Below are 17,700 nucleotides of genomic sequence, written 5' to 3'. Positions count from 1 at the left end.
GGAGTGACCGACGAGGGCGCGGTGACGGGCGTGAAGCGTGCGGCGCAATGGGCGGCAAGATGGGGGATCTCACCCATGGCCAGGATCGGCGGCGCGGGCGGAAACTGGACGGATGAATCGTCAGGTGGCTGGGTGGATCACCCATCGGTGGGTCAAGTGGGCCGTGCTGGCCCTCATGCTGGTGATCGTCGCCGGCCTGGGCTCGTTCGGCGGGAAGCTCGCGAGCGTCCAGGACAACGACATCGCGTCGTGGCTTCCCGACGACGCGGAGTCGACCCGGGTGATCGAGAAGGCGGGCGCGTTCTACGACGAGGACACCGCCCCGGCGATCGTCCTGCTCACGGCGCCGGACCGTGTCGGCCCGCAGGACCTGGCCGCCGCGAAGTCCGCCGTCCAGGACATCGGCGCCCTCGAGGACGTCCCCGTCGGCGAGGTCGTCGGGCCCATCCCGAGCGAGGACGGGCAGGCGCTCCAGCTGATCGTCCCGATGACCTTGGACGAGGAGGGCTGGGAGGAGCTGCCCGGCTGGATCGACGAGGTGAGGGACGCCGCGAAGTCCGCCGTCGCGGACACCGACCTGCGGGTCGACCTCGGCGGTCCGGCGGCGCTCGGCGCCGACCAGGCCGAGTCGTTCGCCGGCATCGACGGCATCCTGCTGCTGTCGGCCGTCGGCGTGGTCGTCGTGATGCTGCTGCTGACCTACCGGAGCCCCCTGCTGTGGCTCATCCCCCTGTTCTGCGGGCTGATGAGCGTCTTCGCCGCCCAAGGCCTGGTCTACCTGCTGGCGAAGTACGCCGACCTCACCGTCAACGGCCAGAGCGCGGGCATCCTCAGCGTCCTGGTCCTGGGCGCCGGGATCGACTACGCGCTGCTGCTGGTGGCGCGCTACCGCGAGGAGCTGCGCCACTACGAGGACCGCCATGAGGCGATGGCCCACGCCCTGCACCGGGCCGCACCAGCCATCTTCGCCAGTGGCAGCACCGTGATCATCGGCCTGCTGTGCCTGGTGTTCGCGCAGATGAACTCGACCGCCGGGCTGGGACCCGTCGGCGCGGCGGGCATCGCGGTCGCGCTGCTGCTCATGCTCGTCCTGCTGCCGGTGCTGCTGGTCATCTTCGGCCGGTGGGTGTTCTGGCCGTTCATCCCGCACTTCGGCGACCCCGAGCGGACGGACGTCGGCATCTGGGCGCGCGTCGGCCGGGGCATCGCGAAGGCCCCGCGCGTGGTCTGGGTGGTCACCTCGCTCGTCCTGCTCGCCCTGTCCTTCGGCGTGGTCAAGCTCGACGCGACGGGCCTCAGCAACGCCGAGTCGTTCACGACGACCCAACCGTCGGTCGTGGCCGAGGAGCGCATCGCCGAGCACTTCCCGGCGAGCGCGGGCGATCCGGTCCAGGTCATCGCGAACGCCGACGGCGCCGCCGAGGTCCGGTCGGTGGTGGCCGGCCTCGAGGGCGTCGACACGGCCTCGGTGACCCCGCCCCAGACCAAGGGCGACCTGGCCTACTTCGAGGCGACCCTCACCGTTTCCAGCGACTCGGCCGCGGCCCGGACCGCCATCGGGGAGATCCGCGACGCCGTCGACGCGGTCGACGGTGCGGACGCCCTGGTGGGCGGCAACACCGCGCTCAACCTCGACGTGCAGAACGCCTCGTCCGCCGACAACCGGCTGATCATCCCGATCATCCTGGTGGTCGTCCTGCTCGTGCTGATGCTCCTGCTGAGGTCGATCGCGGCTCCGCTGATCCTGCTCGTCACCGTGGTGCTGTCGTTCGCCGCGGCGATGGGCATCAGTGCCCTGGTGTTCCGCTACGTGTTCGGCTTCGAGGGGGCCGACTCGTCGTTCCCCCTGTTCGCGTTCGTGTTCCTCGTGGCGCTGGGCATCGACTACAACATCTTCCTGATGACCCGCGTGCGCGAGGAGTCGATCGTGCACGGCACCCGGCGCGGCGCTCTGATCGGGCTGGCGGCCACCGGCGGCGTCATCACGTCCGCCGGCCTGGTGCTGGCCGGCACGTTCTCCGCGCTCGCGACGCTGCCCGTGGTGTTCCTGGCCGAGCTGGGCTTCACCGTGGCGATCGGCGTGCTGCTCGACACGATCATCGTCCGCTCGGTGCTCGTGACCGCCCTCAACCTCGACATCGGCCGCCGGATCTGGTGGCCGAGCCGCCTGTCACGGCCGCAGGAGGCTCAGCGCGAGGAGAAGTCGCTGGCGAGCATCGCGTAGACCCCGGTGTCGGCCCAGGCGCCCTTGAACCACAGGTCCTCGCGGTAGTGCGCCTCCTCGCGCATGCCGAGGCGCAGGCAGAGCTGGACCGACGCGGTGTTGCGCGGGTCGAGCTCGGCGACGACCCGGTGCAGGTGCATCCGCTCGAAGGCGAGCCGGATGAGCGCTCGGGCGCCCTCCTCGGCGAAGCCCTGCCCCTGGAAGTCCGGATGGAGGCCCCAGCCGATCTCGGCGGTGAGGTGGTCGACGCTGCGCAGGCTCAGGTAGAGGTGTCCGATCATGCGTCCGTCGGTGAGGAGCTCGACGGGCATCTCCAGGTAGTCGCCGTCGCGCTCCAGCACGGTGTGGGAGGACCACTCCGCCACCTTCGCGGCCATCTCCTCGCGGCTGCGCGGCTCGAACAGCATGTAGCGGGCGACGTCCTCGCGGGACTGGTACGCGTGGAACGCGTCCACGTCGTCCACCGTGATCGGCCGCAGCCGCAGCCGCGCCGTCTCGATCGGCTCGGTGAAGCGGAACGGCCGGAACTGCGTGCGCACCTCGGGCAGCTCGAGCATCCGGCGCGCCAACGGCGCCAACCGCGCACCCAGCGCGCGGGCCTCGGCGCGGGTGAACCAGCGCGCCTCGGCGATCTCCGCGGCGGCGGTGACGTCGCCGTCGAGCCGCAGGGCGAACACGTCGGCCACGAGGTGGTGGCCGGGCTCGTTGGCGGCGTCCGCCTCGTACCGGCCCCACGACACGAGGTCGTCGGGATCGACCGCGATCAGCAGCTCCTCGGCCAGCTCGCGCACGAGCGCGGCGACCGGCTCCTCCCCCGGCTCGGGCTTGCCGCCCGGCTGCATGAAGATCTCCGACCCCTGCTTGCGCACCATCAGGATCCGGCCCGCCGCGTCGGTCGTGAACGCCGCCACCACGTGGATCGTCGGCCGCTCGGTCTCACCCATGCGATGTCCTCACGGGGCCATCCTGCCTGCCCGGGCCCGTGGTCCACCGACAGCCCGGCGACCCCCGTAGAATCGACGCTTGTGACCACACAGAACCGCGTTCCCGAGAAGCCCGTCCTCGAAGGTCTCGAGGAGAAGTGGGTGGGCGTATGGGCCGAGCAGGGCACGTACGAGTTCGACCGGAGCAGGACGCGCGACCAGGTGTACTCGATCGACACCCCGCCGCCGACCGTCTCGGGCTCCCTCCACGTGGGTCACGTCTTCAGCTACACGCACACCGACCTCATGGCGCGCTACAAGCGCATGCGCGGGTTCGAGGTCTTCTACCCGATGGGCTGGGACGACAACGGCCTGCCCACCGAGCGCCGGGTGCAGAACTACTACGGCGTGCGCTGCGACCCGTCGCTGCCGTACGACCCCGACTTCACGCCGCCGCAGAAGCCCGACGCCAAGAAGCAGATCCCGATCAGCCGGCGCAACTTCATCGAGCTGTGCAACGAGCTGGTGCAGGAGGACGAGAAGGTCTTCGAGAAGCTGTGGCGCACGCTCGGCCTGTCGGTCGACTGGGCACAGACCTACACGACGATCGGCCGCGAGGCGCAGACCACGAGCCAGCGCGCGTTCCTGCGCAACCTCTCGCGCGGCGAGGCGTACAGCCAGGACGCCCCCACCATGTGGGACGTCACGTTCCAGACCGCGGTCGCCCAGGCCGAGCTCGAGGCGCGTGACTACCCGGGCCACTACTACCGCGTCGCCTACCACCTGGCCGACGGCCAGCAGGTGTTCATCGAGACCACACGCCCCGAGCTCACCCCCGCCGCGGTGGCGCTGATCGCCCACCCCGACGACGAGCGCTACCAGCACCTGTTCGGAACGACCGCCCGCTCGCCGATCTTCGGCGTCGAGGTTCCCGTGCTGGCGCACACCCTGGCCGACCCCGAGAAGGGCTCGGGCATCGTCCACTGCTGCACCTTCGGCGACCTGACCGACGTCCAGTGGTGGCGCGAGTTCGACCTGCCCAACCGCACCGTGATCGGCCGCGACGGCCGCATCCTGCGCGAGACGCCCGAGTGGATCGCGGGCGGACCCGGCGAGGCCCTCTACACCGAGGTGGCCGGCAAGACCACCTTCAGCGCCCGCGAGGCGATCGCCGCCGCGCTGCAGGCCTCCGGCGACCTCGACGGCGAGCCGAAGGCCACCCAGCGCATGGCGAACTTCTACGAGAAGGGCGACAAGCCGCTCGAGATCGTCTCCACGCGCCAGTGGTACATCAAGAACGGCGGCCGCGACGCCGAGCTGCGCCAGGAGCTGGTCGGCCTCGGCGACCGGATCGACTGGCACCCCGGCTACATGCAGTCGCGGTACGCGAACTGGATCGAGGGCCTCAACGGCGACTGGCTCGTCAGTCGCCAGCGGTTCTTCGGCATCCCGTTCCCGGTCTGGTACCTGCTCGACGAGGACGGCGAGCCCGACTACGAGAACCCGATCCTCGCGCCCGAGTACGACCTGCCCGTCGATCCCGCCTCGCAGGCGCCGGCCGGCTTCGACGAGTCGCAGCGCGGCAAGCCGGGCGGCTTCGTGGCCGACCCCGACGTGCTCGACACCTGGGCGACGTCCTCGCTGACGCCGCAGCTGGCCTGCGGCTGGGAGCGCGACCTCGACCTGTTCGAGCGGACCTTCCCGATGGACCTGCGTCCCCAGGCGCACGACATCATCCGCACCTGGCTCTTCTCCACCGTCGTGCGCTCCCACCAGGAGTTCGGCCAGGTGCCGTGGACCAACACGGCCATCTCCGGCTTCGTGGTCGACCCCGACCGCAAGAAGATGAGCAAGTCCAAGGGCAACGTGGTCGTGCCCGACGAGGTGCTGGAGAAGTTCGGCGCCGACGCCGTCCGCTGGCGGGCCGCCGGCGCCCGCGCGGGTGCCGACTCCCCCTTCGACGAGACCCAGATGAAGGTCGGCCGCCGCCTCGCGATGAAGGTGCTCAACGCGAGCAAGTTCGTCGTGGCGCCGGTCGACCAGTACGGTCTGGGCGCCGACGCCTCCCTGCTCGACCCGGCGCTGGTCACCGAGCCGCTCGACCGGGCGCTGCTGACGGCCCTGCGAGGCGTCGTCGAGGCGGCCACGTCGCACTTCGAGGCCTACGACTACACGTCGGCCCTCGAGGTCACCGAGAAGTTCTTCTGGGACTTCTGCGACGACTACCTCGAGCTGGTCAAGGAGCGCGCCCGCGGCGAGGACGCGGCCGGCCGGTCGGCCAAGGCCACGTTCGTGCTGGCCCTGTCGGTGCAGCTGCGGCTGCTGGCGCCCTTCCTGCCGTACGTGACCGAGGAGGTCTGGTCGTGGTGGCAGGAGGGCTCGATCCACCGCGCCGCCTGGCCGACGCACGACGACCTCGCGGTCGACGAGTTCGACGGGCGCCTGCTGACGATCGCCGGTGAGGCCTTGGCCGGCATCCGCGGCGCGAAGTCGACGGCGAAGGTCAGCCAGCGCACGGAGGTCACGCACGTCGCGATCTCCGGCGACGCGGGCACGATCGAGCTCCTCACCTCGGCGCTGCCGGACGTGCGCGCCGCGGGACGCATCGTGGGCGACGTCGTCACGACGGCCGCCGACGGCCCGCTCGTCGTCGACGCCACGCTCGCCGACGCCTGACCGCATCGCGGGAAACCTCCCACGGCGCGCCCGGCCGCGTAAACTCGCACCGAATGCCACAGAGTTCCACACGCATCTCCGGGAGGTCATGTGTACGCCGCCGAACGTCAGGTGCTGCTGGCCGAGCGGCTCACCCGTCACGGCCGCCTGTCGGTCAACGAACTGGCGCGGGAGCTCTCGGTCTCGACCGAGACGATCCGCCGCGACCTCGACGTCCTCGAGCGCGCCGGGACGGCCACGCGCGTGCACGGCGGCGCGGTGCTCTCCTCCACCTACGCACGCATCGAGGCCAGCCTCGCCCAGCGCACCGGTGAGCGGCCTGACCTCAAGGCGCGGATCGCCCAGGCCGCGCTGCGGTTCCTGCCCGACGCCGGCGGCAGCATCCTGCTCGACGGCGGCAGCACGGTGGCCCACCTCGCCGAGGTCCTCCCGAGCGACCGACGGCTCACGGTGCTGACCCACAGCGTGGCCATCGCGCACGTGCTCCTGGGCCACGAGGCCATCGCGCTGCACCTCCTGGGCGGTCGCGTCCGCGAGGTGACCGGCGTGGCGGTGGGGCAGTCGACCGTGGACGCCCTGCGCGCCACCCGGGTCGACGTGGCCTTCCTCGGCACGAACGGGGTCACTCCCGACCACGGCTTCAGCACGCCCGACTCCGAGGAGGCGGCCGTGAAGCGCGCCCTCGTCGAGTCCGCCCGCACCCGCGTCGTGCTGGCCGACTCCACGAAGTTCGGTCCCCACCAGGTGTTCTCGTTCGCCGATCTCACGGACGCGACCGCCGTCGTCACCGATGACGGCGTCCGCGCCGCCGATCGGGCGATGCTGGAGGACGCGGGCGTCGAGGTCGTCGTCGCCTGACCCCCCTCGCCGCCCGGCTCAGTCGGCGACGGTGGTGGAGAAGTCGATGCCGGAGTTCTGCAGCCGGTTGATCAGGGCCGAGCCCATCGCGACCGCCGTGGTGGTCTGACCGCTGACCTCCGGGAGCTCGTCGTACGCCAGGCACATGGCCGACTCCGACAGCATCTTGGCGGTCTCGGTGTAGCCCGGGTCGCCGCCACGGACCGTGGTGACGACCTTCGTGCCGCCGCCCTCGCCGACGAGCGTCAGCGTGAACCACGACTTCGCGCGCTGCTCCTCGCTCGGGCCGTCGCCGGCGGCCTTGAACCTCAGCAGCGCCGCCCGCACCGGGGGGACCTGCGCGCCCACGGCGACCGCCGCGAGCACCGGCCCCGCGAGCGCCAGCATCCGGCGGGTCTTGAAGTGGGCGTGGTGCTCGTAGGTGAAGTCGGGTCCGTAGCGCTCGAGGGCGCGGGCCGAGCGCAGCACGATCTGCGGGTCGAGCGTGGGCAGCGGGACGCCGAAGCCCTTCACCGGCTCGACCGCGCGACCGACCTTGGCCCCGCCACGCACCCGACGACCGGTGGGACGTCCCTCGCGGGCACGTCGTTGCTTGGCGGCCGCCTGGGACTGGCGGAACTGCGCCATCTGGCCCAGGGCCGAGTGGTACGTGCCGGCCGAGAACGTCGCCTTGGCGCGGATGTAGCCCCGGACGGTGAGCGGGACACCGGTGGGCAGCTGGTCGACCGTATAGAGCACGCCGAGGTCGTACGGGATGGAGTCGAACCCACAGGCGTGCACCAGCCGCGCGCCCGTGGCGACGGCCGTCTCGTGGTACTTCAGCCACATCTCGTCGACGAACTGCGGCTCACCGGTGAGGTCGACGTAGTCGATGCCGGCCTCCGCGGCGGCCTTGACCGCCGGCTCGCCGTGCTCGAGGTACGGGCCCACCGTGCTGATCAGCACCCGCGTGCCCGCCGCCATCGCGGCCATCGACGCAGGATCGGCGAGGTCGGCGACGACGATCTCGGGGACCTCGCGGCCGGTGGCGGCGATCCGGGCCGCCACCTGCTCGAGCTTGGCGCGCGTGCGCCCGGCGATCGCCCAGGTCGCGTCGTCCGGCAGGTGGACCGACAGGTAGTCGGCGGTGAGTCCACCCGTGAATCCGGTGGCCCCGAAGAGCGTGATGTCGACCATGGGTCGACGCTACCGCGGTGTCAGCTGGCCTTCTTGTCGGCCTCGTCGTGCGTGAGCACCGTGGGCGCCGCGTGGTTGCGGACGGTGTCGGCCGTGACGATCACCTTGGCGACGTCCTCGCGGCTGGGGATCTCGTACATGACGTCCTGGAGCGCGTCCTCGACGATCGAGCGCAGGCCGCGCGCGCCGGTGTCGCGCTCGAGCGCCAGGTCGGCCATGGCCTCGCAGGCGTCCTCGGTGAACTCCAGCTCGACGTCGTCGATCGCGAACAGCCGCACGTACTGCTTGGTGAGCGCGTTGCGCGGCTCGGTGAGGATCGAGATCAGGGCCGGCTTGTCGAGCTTGTTGACCGCCGCGATGACCGGCAGGCGGCCGATGAACTCGGGGATCAGGCCGAACTTGAGCAGGTCGGTGGGCACGACCTTGGACAGCTTCTCGGTGTCCTTCTCCTCGGCCTGCGCGAGGTCGGAGTTGAAGCCGAGGGTCTTCTTGCCGCTGCGCTGCTCGATGATCTGGTCCAGCCCCGCGAATGCGCCGCCGACGATGAACAGCACGTTGGTGGTGTCGATCTGGATGAACTCCTGGTGCGGGTGCTTGCGACCGCCCTGCGGCGGGACCGAGGCGGTCGTGCCCTCGAGGATCTTCAGCAGCGCCTGCTGCACGCCCTCGCCCGACACGTCGCGCGTGATCGAGGGGTTCTCGCTCTTGCGACTGATCTTGTCGATCTCGTCGATGTAGATGATGCCCGTCTCGGCCTTCTTGACGTCGTAGTCGGCGGCCTGGATGAGCTTGAGCAGGATGTTCTCGACGTCCTCGCCCACGTAGCCGGCCTCGGTGAGGGCCGTGGCGTCGGCGATGGCGAACGGCACGTTCAGCATGCGCGCCAGCGTCTGGGCGAGGTAGGTCTTGCCGCAGCCGGTGGGGCCGACCATCAAGATGTTGGACTTGGCCAGCTCGACCGTCTCGTCCTTGTTGATCCGGCCCGAGGCCTGGGCCTGCACACGCTTGTAGTGGTTGTACACCGCGACCGCGAGGGACTTCTTCGCACCCTCCTGGCCGACGACGTACGTGTTGAGGAACTCGTAGATCTCGGCGGGCTTGGGCAGCTCACCGAGGCTGACCTCGGCGCCCTCGGCGAGCTCTTCCTCGATGATCTCGTTGCACAGGTCGATGCACTCGTCGCAGATGTAGACGCCGGGGCCGGCGATCAACTTCTTGACCTGCTTCTGGCTCTTGCCACAGAACGAGCACTTCAGCAGGTCGGCGGTCTCACCAATGCGTGCCATGCGTGTGTATTCCTGTCGTTTCCGAACGGTCCCCCCACGATGCCACACGTGCGCACCGTGGGGGACCCGTCACCGGCGTTTGCGTCGGGTCGTGTCGCTCAGACCGGGAGCTTGAGCGTCTCGAGCACCTGGTCGATGATCCCGTACTCGACGGCGCCGGCGGCCGTCAGGATCTTGTCGCGCTCCACGTCGCGGCTGACCTCCTCGGGCGTCTTGTTCGAGGCCTCGGCCAGCATCTTCTCGAGGAGCTCGCGCATGCGCAGGATCTCGTTGGCCTGGATCTCCAGGTCGGAGATCTGGCCGCCCGTGCCCTCGGTGTAGGGCTGGTGGATCAGGATCCGGCTGTTCGGCAGCGCGAAGCGCTTGCCCGGCGTGCCGGCGGCCAGCAGCACCGCGGCGGCCGAGGCGGCCTGGCCCAGGCAGAACGTCTGCACGTCCGGCTTGATGTAGCGCATCGTGTCGTAGATCGCCGTCAGCGCGGTGAACGAGCCGCCGGGGCTGTTGATGTAGATGCTGATGTCGCGATCGGGGTCCATCGACTGCAGGCACAGCAGCTGGGCCGTGACCGCGTTGGCGACGTCGTCGCTGATCGGCGTGCCGAGGAAGATGATGCGGTCCTCGAACAGCTTCGTGTAGGGATCGATCCGACGGAAGCCGTAGGACGTGCGCTCTTCCCACTGGGGCATGTAGTAGCTCATCGGACGTCTCCTGCCGTGTTGACGATCTCGTCGATCAGTCCGTACGCCTTGGCCTGCGCCGGGGTGAACCACCGGTCGCGGTCGGCGTCGGCCTCGATCTGCTCGACGCTCTGGCCGGTGTGCTGGGCCTGGAGCTCGTTGAGCTGCTTCTTCAGCAGGATGGACTGCTCGGCCTGGATGCGGACGTCCGACGCCGAGCCACCGATGCCGCCCGAGGGCTGGTGCATCATGATGCGCGTGTGCGGCAGCGCGAAGCGCTTGCCGGCCGTGCCCGCGGCGAGCAGGAACTGGCCCATCGAGGCGGCCAGGCCCATGCCGACGGTGACGACGTCGTTCGAGATGAACTGCATCGTGTCGTACATCGCCATGCCCGCGTCGACGGAGCCGCCGGGGCTGTTGATGTAGAAGTACACGTCGGCCTCGGGGTCCTCGGCGTTGAGCAGCAGCAGCTGCGCGCAGATCGCGTTCGCGTTCTGGTCGCGGACCTCCGAGCCGAGGAAGACGATGCGTTCCTTCAGCAGACGGTTGTAGATGTGCCCGTCGAGGTCGGACGGACCCGCCTCGACGGCCATCTGGGGGTTCATGGGTGCGTTCACGTCACCGACCCTAGACCGCGGAACCGACGCAGACACGCGCCCGGCACCCGTGTTCGCCATCGGCGTACAGGGGTGCCGGGACCGTCCGTCAGTCACCGGACGCGCGGACCTCGGCCGAGATCGCCGCGAGCGTGTGACTCATGCCCTCGCGCAGCTCCTCGTCGTGGCCGGCGATCCCGCCGAGCGCCAGCGTCGCCACGACGCGGCTGAGCAGGGTGCGCCGCCCGCCGGCGAGGTCACGACGCAGGGTCAGGCGCGTGCCGTCTCCCTCGGGGTCGAGCCGGTACGACCAGCGCGCGGCCGGACCGTAGACGTGGAACGCGAGCCGCTGGGGTCGCGCGACGTCGACGTACCGGCTCACCGTCGGCCAGACGAACCAGCCGCGCTTGTTCAGGTTGAGCGACACCTGGTTGTGGCTGAGTCGGCGCGGGTAGAACAGCTGCGCCCACGTCTCGGGACTCCACCGCCGCATGCGGGTCTGGTCCTGGAGGACGTCCCACACCTGCTCCGGTGTCGCCGGCAGGAACGTCGACGCCTCGAGCGGAGGGACTCCCCCGCTCAGACTTTTCCCGCGCGGTCACCGCTCTCGGCGGCGGCCTTGATGCGCTCGAGGGTCTGGCGGATGCCGGCCTCGAGCTCGACCTCGAAGTTGTCGGTGCCGCCGAGCACGGTGCGGGTGAGGAAGTTCGAGACGGCCGAGACGCCGTGCGGGGCGTGGCGGCTCTCGGTCAGTCGCGTGCCGGTGGCCGTCGGCTCCAGGTCGTACGACCAGATCGTGCCGTTCTCGGCGATCTTGAAGGCGAACCGCCGGCCAGGCACGAACTCCTTGACCTTGGAGCGCGTGGGCCAGAACAGCGGGCCGCGGCGGTTGATGTTGATCGTCGTCGTGCCGACGCCGACCGGGCCCTTGCCGCGGACGATCATCTTGCGGCACTGGGGGCTCCAGCGGGGCATCTGGGCCGGGTCGCTGACCAGCTCCCACACGCGCTCCGGGGGCGCCTGAATGTCGATCGTCGCCGAGATCTCGTCACGGTTGGCCACAGTCGTCTCCTCGTTCGGTCCTGGACTTCGGAGGGTAACCGACCGTGACACCCGGGGTGTCACATGGGGTGACCCGGGTCACGTCCGAGCGTCAGGAGCCGAGGCGGCGCGTGTGCCGCGGCCGGGCGTTGATCCACGCCACGAGCCAGTCACCGATCCGCGGGTGGTTCAGCAGCACGAAGTGGTGCGCCGACGGCAGGTACTCCAACCGGGCGTGCGACACCACGGGTCCCTGCCGCCCGATCCCGGACGACGAGGAGAAGTGCACGATCAGGTCGCCCAGCAGCGCGCTCGCCGGGTGGCGGCGGCTGGCACCCACCGTGGCCGCGACGAAGTGGTACTCCGCGTGGGCCAGCGGCGCGGCGGCGATCCGGTCCAGGCCCCATCGTGCGGTGAGGTCCTGGCCCTCCCACTCGTCGGCGGTGATGTAGCCGTGGCGGAGGTCGACGATGCCCGCCGACCGGGCGTCGAGGATGGCGCCGAACGGCGTGGACTGCGGCCAGAACCGCAGCATGCGCGAGCCTAGGTGCGCGGCCTTCTCGAGGTTGGCGCCCGCGTGCGGCGTGCCGAGGCACACGACGTTGCCGACCAGGTGCGACCAGAGGTGGCCTGCGACGGTGGCGCGGTTGGTGGCGGCCCGGACGACGAGGCCGCCCATCGAGTGCCCCACCAGCGTGATGCGGTGCACCGGCACCGGCCAGTGCTCGACCAGCTGCTCGAGCAGCTCGTCGAGGTGCTGCCCGTTCTCGGAGACGTGCAGGCCCGTGTTGTAGCGCAGCATGACCGGCGTGGCCTCGGTGTCGGCGGCGATCCGGTCGGCATACGTGGGCCGCTGCCGGTGGCTGCGCAGCCAGGACTCCTCGTTCTCGCACAGACCGTGGACGAAGACGACCAGGTGCCCGGTGGCGCCCGGGTACGCCTGGCGGAGCTTCCACGGGGTGGCCGGCACGTCGGCGCCCTCGTGCCGCAGCGACATCGTGATGGCGTGCGGGTCGCCGAGCAGCCGCAGCTCGTCGCCGACCAGTCCGTTCACCGCCGAGCGCACCTGGCGGCCGAGCCGGGTGCTGTCGACGGGGGCGCCGACCCCGCGCTCGGCCAGCGACCTCGCGGCCCGCCCCGAGTGCCGCAGGACCGACGAGAGCGAGCCGTAGACCGTGCCGGCGACGGCGTCGTGCACGACCTCGGGCACACGGCTGCCGAGCAGGCGGGTGGCCGCGAAGCCGCGCCGCGCGATCGCCGTGTGGACGTCGCGGACCGTGCCCAGGACCAGCCGGTCGCTGTACTCGAGCGCGAGCGCGGCGGCGTCCGTCGTGCGCGCGGTCGGGGTCATGCGTCCATGGTGCCGCACCCGGTCACGTCCGCGGCGGTGGATCTCACCCGGTGGCCGAGTGCCCAGTGGGGGCGGCGGGCACTCGACCACCTCGGGGGAAGATCAGAACAGCCAGCCGCAGTTGGACGTGAAGGCCTTGCCGGCGACGAGGTCGTTGAAGAAGCCGACGGCCTGACCGCTGCCCTCGTAGCCCGAGGCGACGTGCGTCGGCGCCCACAGGGTGCTGTACGAGATCGCCGAGCCCTTGCCACACCAGTCCTTCGCGGCCTGCTTGACCGAGGCGTTCGGGACGACGTCGTCGGCCCAGGACGACGTGACCTTGAAGGGCACGCCGATCTTCCTCTGACCGAGCTTGAGCTCAGCCAGCTGCGCCGCGATGTCGGGCCGCGTCAGGTAGGAGGAGATGGTCTTGCCCTCCTTGGTGAGCTTGCGGGTGTCGAGCCAGCCGCTCGGCAGGCTCTCGGGGAGGCAGCCGTACGCCGTGTCGGCCTCGTCGAGCAGGGCCGCGCCCTTGTCGTTGACCAGGTCGCGGATGCCCAGCTCGGGGTAGGTGACGTCGAGCATCTTGACCGCGAACAGCAGGAACGTCTGGTAGATGCTGCTCTCGATGTTCTTGCCGATGGCGGCGAGGTCGGCCGTGGGGGCCGTCGCGTGCGCGCCCTTGATCTTCAGCTCGGGCGCATACGTCGGTGCCAGCTCGAGCGCACCGGCGGTGGCGCCGCCACCCTCGGAGAAGCCCTGCAGGAAGACCGGCGCCGTCTTCGAGAAGCCGAGGTTCTGCGCGGCCCGCACGACGTCGAGCGCGTTCTGTCCGAGCGCCACGTTGTTGGCGTAGGGGTGCGTGCTCGGCGTGCCGAGGCCCTCGTAGTCGGTGAGGGCGACGGCGTACCCGGCCTCGTAGAACTTGCGGATCCAGTTGCCGTCGTAGAGGTTCGCGGTCTCGATCAGCTTGCTGGGCGCGCATTTGTCGTTGAGGCCCTGGGTGCCGGGGCTGACCGCGATGATCGGCCGCTCGCCGCCCTTCTTCCACGCGGCGTCGGGGACGATGACCGTGCCGGTGACCGCCGTCCGGTCGCCCCGGGCACCGGTGGAGACGTACTGGATCTTCGTGACGGTGGCCTTGGCCCTGGTGCCGAGCGTGTCGAGCGCGTAGACGCTCGGCGCCTGCTTGAGGACGGTGCCGGGGTCGCCGCTCACCGTGGCGGGCGGTGCGTAGATGTCGTCGGCGGCCTGCGCGGGGGCGGCGAGGGCGGACACGGCGAGCGTGCCGACGAGGGCGGCCGCGAACGACGCGGCAAGGGGACGAGGACGGGTCACGGGGCTCTCTCCTGTGGGGTGCGGCCGTCCCGAGACCACGGCAGGTAACTACTAGTTACAGAACGTGACAGTCAGACTGCACCCGTGACGCGGGTCACGTCAAGACCGTCGCGCCGGACGGCGGACACTGCCCCGGTAACAGGAGGAACCGGCACCCCTGGGGGTGCCGGTTCCTCTCACGCGGACGGGCTCAGCCCGTCGTCGTCACTTCTCGTCGGACGCGTCCTCGGCCTCAGTCTCGGGCTCGTCGGTGCCGACCGTGCCGTCGGCACGCAGGTTGGCCAGGTCGACGACGTTGCCGGACTGGTCCGTCACCTTGGCCGACTCGACCAGCGACGCCAGCGCCTTGCCGCGCAGCACCTCGCTGATCATCTCGGGCACGTGGTTGTGCTCCATGATGTGCTGGATGTAGGAGTTCGGGTCCTCGCCGGACTGCTGGGCGCGGCGCATGATGTGCTGGCTCAGCTCGTCGTTGTCGAGCGGGTACTCGTTCTCCTCGACCAGCTGGTCCAGGACGAACTGCGCCACGATCGACTCGCGGACGTCGCGCTCGAGCTCGGACTCGAACTCGTCGACGGTCTTGCCGTCCTCCTGGTCCTGCAGGTAGTCCTCGAGCGTCAGGCCGGCCATCGCCAGCTGCTGGTCCATCTGCTGGCGACGGTTCGTCAGCTCGGCCTCGGCCAGTCCCTCGGGCATCGGCGCGTCGACCTTGGAGACGATCTCCTCGAGGACGAGGTCGCGGGCCTCGGCGGCCTGCTCGATGCGCTTGCCGCGCGTCAGGCGCTCGACGAGATCGGCGCGGAACTCGTCGATCGTGTCGAAATCGGACGCCATCTGGGCGAACTCGTCGTCGAGCTCGGGCAGCTCGGTCTGGCGCACGTCCTGCAGTTTCACGGTGACGTCGACCTCCTCGCCCTTGAGGTCGCCGCCGACGAGCGTGGTGGAGAACGTCGCCGACTCGCCCTTCGACAGGCCGGTGACGGCCTCGTCGAGGCCGTCGAGCATCGTCGCCTTGCCGATGACGTAGGGCAGGCCCTCGGCCTGCGCCTCGTCGATGAGCGAGCCGTCCTTGCGAGCGGCCGACAGGTCGATCGTGATCGAGTCGCCGTCGGCGGCCGGGCGGTCGACGTCGCTGAACGTGGCGAAGCGCTCGCGCAGCTGCTCGAGCTGCTCGTTGACGTCGTCGTCGCTGACCTCGATGTCCTGCACCGTGACCTCGATGCCCGACGCGTCGGGGATCTCGAGCTGGGGGCGGACGTCGAGCTCGGCGGTGACCTCGATGGGCTCACCGTCGACGAACTTGGCCAGGTCGATCTCGGGCTGGCCGAGCGGCGTGGTGTTCGTGTCCTGCAGCGCCTGCGTGTACCAACCCTGCAGGGCCGAGTTCAGCGCCTCGTCGAGGACGGCGCCGCGACCGACGCGCTGGTCGATGATGGCCGCGGGGACCTTGCCCTTGCGGAATCCGGGGACCTGGATCTGCGCACCGATGGTCTTGTAGGCCTTGTCGAGGTTCGGCTTGAACTCCTCGAACGGCACCTCGATGGTCAGCTTGACCCGGGTGGGGCTCAGCGATTCGGTGCTGCTCTTCACGTGTTGACTCCTGCGTCGATGGGCTCGTGTCAAGCCCACGGACACCTCACGCAGGCCAGCGTTCAGTCTACGGGGCTGCACTGGCGGCGGGTCAAACGGGCCGCCGTCCGGCCGCCGTACACTGATCCGTGCCCCACGGGATGTGGCGCAGCTTGGTAGCGCACCTGCTTTGGGAGCAGGGGGCCGCAGGTTCGAATCCTGTCATCCCGACCCCTCGAGGCAGGCGCCGACGGACGTCCGGCGACTAGGCTCGGAGCGACACCGCAGGTGCTCGGGTGTCCTGAATCGACGGGGGCCCCGATGTTCGGACGACTGTTCAAGACCAGGACCAGGCGCGTCCCCGTCGAGCTGAGCGACGAGGAACGGCAGGTCCTCCAGTCGCGGCGCCGCGCCACGGGAGCGATGAAGCGCGAACGCGGGAAGGGCCGCCAGACTCCCCCCACCGGCGGCGGGCCCAACCTCACCGGTTGGTGGTCGTGACCCTGCGAGTCGGCATCCTCACGTCATCGGCACCGACCCGGCGCGCTCACGAGCGCGCCCGGTGCGACCGTGCCGCCTAGGCTGGGGCGCATGACGAAGGAGCCGGTGCCCGGACGCGTGGCCCACGCCCGCGTGATCGACGCGCCCCTGGACGTGGCGGCGCACCTGGCCGCCGTGGAGGGACCCGCGGTCGGCGCCACCGACGTCTTCGTCGGCACGATCCGCGATCACGACCCCGAGGCCACGGGCACCGTCGTCGGACTGGAGTACGAGGCGCACCCCGACGCGGAGGGCATGCTGGCCGCGCTGGCGGGCCGGATCGCCCTCTCGACCGGGACCACCATCGCCGTCTCGCACCGGTTCGGCACCCTCGCGGTCGGCGACGTCGCCGTCGTCGTGGCGTCGAGCGCACCGCACCGCCGCGAGGCCCTCGAGTCCACGCGGGCGCTGATCGAGCTGATCAAGACCGAGGTGCCCATCTGGAAGCGCCAGACCGACGACACGGGAAGCTCCGCATGGGTGGGACTGTGAGCCTCGTCGACGGCTTCGGCCGGGTCCACCGCGACCTGCGCATCTCCCTGACCGACAAGTGCTCCCTGCGCTGCACCTACTGCATGCCGGCCGAGGGCGTGCCGTGGATCGAGCGCGACAGCATCCTCACCACGGACGAGATCGAGCGCGTCGCCCGGGTCTGTGTCGACCTCGGCGTCACCTCCATCCGGCTGACGGGCGGCGAGCCCCTCGTGCGCAAGGACGCCGTCGAGGTCGTCCGCCGGCTCGCCGCGCTGGGCCCCGAGGTCTCGATGACCACCAACGGTCTGCGGCTGGCCGAGCTGGCCGTGCCGCTGCGCGAGGCGGGCCTGGCACGACTCAACATCTCGATCGACACCCTCGACCGCGAGCGCTTCGCACAGCTGACACGTCGCGACCGCCTCGACGACGTGCTCGCCGGCATCGCCGCGGCACGCGAAGCGGGCTTCACGCCGGTGAAGCTCAACGCCGTCGCCATGCGCGGGGTCAACGACGACGAGCTCGTCGACCTGGTCGAGTTCGCGGTGGGCGCGGGCGCCCAGATGCGGTTCATCGAGCAGATGCCCCTCGACGCCGGGCACACGTGGGACCGCGCCGCGATGGTGCCCGCCGAGGAGATCCTCGCGACGCTGCGCAGCCGGTTCACGCTCGAGCCGGTGCCGGGACGCGGCTCCTCCCCCGCTGACACCTGGACGGTCGACGGCGGCCCGGCCACGGTCGGCGTCATCGCCTCCGTCACCGCCCCGTTCTGCGCGGCCTGCGACCGCATCCGCATCACCGCCGACGGCCACGTGCGCAACTGCCTCTTCGCCCGCGACGAGTCCGACCTCGTGGCGGTGCTGCGCGGTGGCGGCACCGACGCCGACCTCACGCGCATCATCGAGACGTCGATCGCCGGCAAGCGTGCGGGCCACGGGATCGACTCGCCGACCTTCGTGCAGCCGATCCGGCCGATGAGCGCCATCGGCGGCTGA

The 17,700-nt window shown here is 70.5% G+C and carries 16 protein-coding genes and 1 tRNA gene; 7 read left to right on the top strand and 10 right to left on the bottom strand.

The window, feature by feature from the left end; translation table 11 throughout:
• Positions 1–112: 112 nt before the first annotated feature.
• Complete coding sequence (locus tag AFL01nite_RS09495; protein ID WP_146827438.1) at positions 113–2,224, top strand: MMPL family transporter; 2,112 nt, start codon at positions 113–115, stop codon at positions 2,222–2,224.
• Here AFL01nite_RS09495 and AFL01nite_RS09490 read toward each other — a convergent pair.
• Positions 2,188–3,168 carry a GNAT family N-acetyltransferase gene (locus AFL01nite_RS09490; protein WP_146827437.1) on the bottom strand — a complete coding sequence of 327 codons (981 nt, stop codon included), beginning with the start codon at positions 3,166–3,168 and terminating at the stop codon, positions 2,188–2,190. The two genes, AFL01nite_RS09495 and AFL01nite_RS09490, sit on opposite strands and share 37 nt — an antisense overlap.
• A gap of 81 nt (positions 3,169–3,249) precedes the next feature.
• Between AFL01nite_RS09490 and valS the strand changes: the two genes are divergently transcribed.
• Both valS and AFL01nite_RS09480 read left to right on the top strand, forming a co-directional pair.
• Positions 3,250–5,823, top strand: coding sequence for a valine--tRNA ligase (gene valS / locus AFL01nite_RS09485; protein WP_246119665.1), 2,574 nt, complete (start codon positions 3,250–3,252; stop codon positions 5,821–5,823).
• Positions 5,824–5,913: 90 nt separating this feature from the next.
• Entirely contained in the window at positions 5,914–6,681 is a 768-nt protein-coding gene (locus AFL01nite_RS09480) for a DeoR/GlpR family DNA-binding transcription regulator (RefSeq protein ID WP_146827435.1), read from the top strand.
• 18 nt (positions 6,682–6,699) lie between these two features.
• On the opposite strand, the gene AFL01nite_RS09475 is transcribed toward AFL01nite_RS09480, so the two are convergent.
• The 9 genes from AFL01nite_RS09475 to tig all read right to left on the bottom strand — a co-directional run bounded on the left by AFL01nite_RS09475 (position 6,700) and on the right by tig (position 15,715).
• Positions 6,700–7,857 (bottom strand): saccharopine dehydrogenase family protein, encoded by a 1,158-nt coding sequence (locus AFL01nite_RS09475; protein WP_146827434.1) that lies wholly within the window; start codon positions 7,855–7,857, stop codon positions 6,700–6,702.
• 20 nt (positions 7,858–7,877) lie between these two features.
• A complete protein-coding gene (gene clpX, locus AFL01nite_RS09470) occupies positions 7,878–9,143 on the bottom strand; it encodes an ATP-dependent Clp protease ATP-binding subunit ClpX (protein ID WP_146827433.1) in 1,266 nt (421 codons plus the stop codon).
• Between the two features lie 98 nt (positions 9,144–9,241).
• Positions 9,242–9,841 carry an ATP-dependent Clp protease proteolytic subunit gene (locus tag AFL01nite_RS09465; RefSeq protein WP_146827432.1) on the bottom strand — a complete coding sequence of 200 codons (600 nt, stop codon included), beginning with the start codon at positions 9,839–9,841 and terminating at the stop codon, positions 9,242–9,244.
• On the bottom strand, positions 9,838–10,413 hold the full coding sequence (locus AFL01nite_RS09460; protein WP_371862822.1) for an ATP-dependent Clp protease proteolytic subunit: 576 nt from the start codon (positions 10,411–10,413) through the stop codon (positions 9,838–9,840). Before AFL01nite_RS09460 ends, AFL01nite_RS09465 begins: the two co-directional genes overlap by 4 nt.
• Positions 10,414–10,525: 112 nt before the next feature.
• Positions 10,526–10,999 (bottom strand): SRPBCC family protein, encoded by a 474-nt coding sequence (locus tag AFL01nite_RS09455; RefSeq protein WP_146827431.1) that lies wholly within the window; start codon positions 10,997–10,999, stop codon positions 10,526–10,528.
• Complete coding sequence (locus AFL01nite_RS09450) at positions 10,996–11,478, bottom strand: SRPBCC family protein (protein WP_146827430.1); 483 nt, start codon at positions 11,476–11,478, stop codon at positions 10,996–10,998. Before AFL01nite_RS09450 ends, AFL01nite_RS09455 begins: the two co-directional genes overlap by 4 nt.
• 91 nt (positions 11,479–11,569) lie before the next feature.
• A complete protein-coding gene (locus AFL01nite_RS09445) occupies positions 11,570–12,808 on the bottom strand; it encodes a lipase family alpha/beta hydrolase (protein WP_146827429.1) in 1,239 nt (412 codons plus the stop codon).
• 102 nt (positions 12,809–12,910) lie between these two features.
• Complete coding sequence (locus AFL01nite_RS09440) at positions 12,911–14,125, bottom strand: lipase family protein (RefSeq protein ID WP_186813886.1); 1,215 nt, start codon at positions 14,123–14,125, stop codon at positions 12,911–12,913.
• A 204-nt stretch (positions 14,126–14,329) separates the two neighbouring features.
• Positions 14,330–15,715 carry a trigger factor gene (gene tig / locus AFL01nite_RS09435; RefSeq protein WP_186813885.1) on the bottom strand — a complete coding sequence of 462 codons (1,386 nt, stop codon included), beginning with the start codon at positions 15,713–15,715 and terminating at the stop codon, positions 14,330–14,332.
• 136 nt (positions 15,716–15,851) lie between these two features.
• Between tig and AFL01nite_RS09430 the strand changes: the two genes are divergently transcribed.
• From AFL01nite_RS09430 to moaA, 4 genes are all read left to right on the top strand, one after another.
• Positions 15,852–15,925, top strand: a tRNA-Pro gene (locus AFL01nite_RS09430).
• A gap of 90 nt (positions 15,926–16,015) precedes the next feature.
• Positions 16,016–16,195, top strand: a complete 180-nt coding sequence (locus AFL01nite_RS09425) for a hypothetical protein (protein WP_146827426.1) — start codon at positions 16,016–16,018, stop codon at positions 16,193–16,195.
• A gap of 90 nt (positions 16,196–16,285) precedes the next feature.
• Positions 16,286–16,726: a molybdenum cofactor biosynthesis protein MoaE gene (locus AFL01nite_RS09420; RefSeq protein ID WP_146827425.1), complete on the top strand. Its 441-nt coding sequence runs from the start codon at positions 16,286–16,288 to the stop codon at positions 16,724–16,726.
• On the top strand, positions 16,723–17,700 hold the full coding sequence (moaA, locus tag AFL01nite_RS09415; RefSeq protein WP_246119664.1) for a GTP 3',8-cyclase MoaA: 978 nt from the start codon (positions 16,723–16,725) through the stop codon (positions 17,698–17,700). Before AFL01nite_RS09420 ends, moaA begins: the two co-directional genes overlap by 4 nt.

This window comes from Aeromicrobium flavum (genome assembly GCF_007992115.1).
Classification (GTDB): Bacteria; Actinomycetota; Actinomycetes; order Propionibacteriales; family Nocardioidaceae; genus Aeromicrobium; species Aeromicrobium flavum.
This window is presented reverse-complemented; position numbering and strand designations above follow the sequence as displayed.